At 71.4% G+C, this 723-nt stretch carries 1 protein-coding gene and 1 pseudogene; both read left to right on the plus strand.

Going from position 1 to position 723, the window contains the following annotated elements; translation table 11 throughout:
• Nucleotides 1-225 (plus strand): annotated as a pseudogene (locus ADK55_RS17795) (acyltransferase); the annotation flags it as partial.
• Nucleotides 222-723: polyketide synthase dehydratase domain-containing protein (locus ADK55_RS17800; protein ID WP_159041442.1), on the plus strand; the 502-nt coding region annotated here is incomplete at its 3' end. The pseudogene ADK55_RS17795 and the gene ADK55_RS17800, both read left to right, overlap by 4 nt.

Here is a 723-nt window from a genome sequence, read left to right on the forward strand (position 1 = left end):
GAGGTGCATGGGGCGTTGGCGGCGTATGTGAACGCGACGTCGGCGGATCTGGACTGGTCGGGGGTTCATGCCGGGAAGGGGCAACGGACGATCACCCTCCCCACCTACCCCTTCAACCGGCAGGAGTTGATCGTGCCCGCCGCACGCCGCAGCGGCGCCGCGACGAGCACCGTCGGCCACCCGCTGTTCGACCGTCACTACGAGCACCGGAGCGAGGGACAGTGACGTACCCGGACGAGACCTACGAGAAGACGTTCACGGGCCAGGAGCCCTTCATCGCCCAACACCGCTCCGCCGGCGCCGGGCTGCTGCCCGCCGCGGTGCAGCTTGAGATGGCGATGGTGGGAGTCGCCCGACGCAGGCCGTTCACTCCGCTGGAACTCACCGACGTGACGTTCCTGCGACCCCTCCCCATCAGCGACGACGCGACGGCTCCCGTCCGCCTCGACGTGTCCTTCGGGCCGCCGATCCGCTTCGAACTGAGCACGGTCGTGGCCGGCGAACGCAAGCCGCTGTCCAGCGGCACCGGTCGGCTGCTGCTCCCGGGCGACGTCCCGGCCCCCACCGCCGACACCGTTCCCGGACCGCGGATCACCGGCGCACGGACCATCGACCCGGACCGGCTGTACGACAGCTGGGCACGCGAGGGCCTCCAGTACGGGCCGGACTTCCGCACCGTCCGGGAGCTCTCCGTCGGAGACGACGGCGTGGCCGGGGCGACGC

The sequence above is a fragment of the Streptomyces sp. WM4235 genome, from assembly GCF_001279725.1.
Classification (GTDB): Bacteria; Actinomycetota; Actinomycetes; order Streptomycetales; family Streptomycetaceae; genus Streptomyces.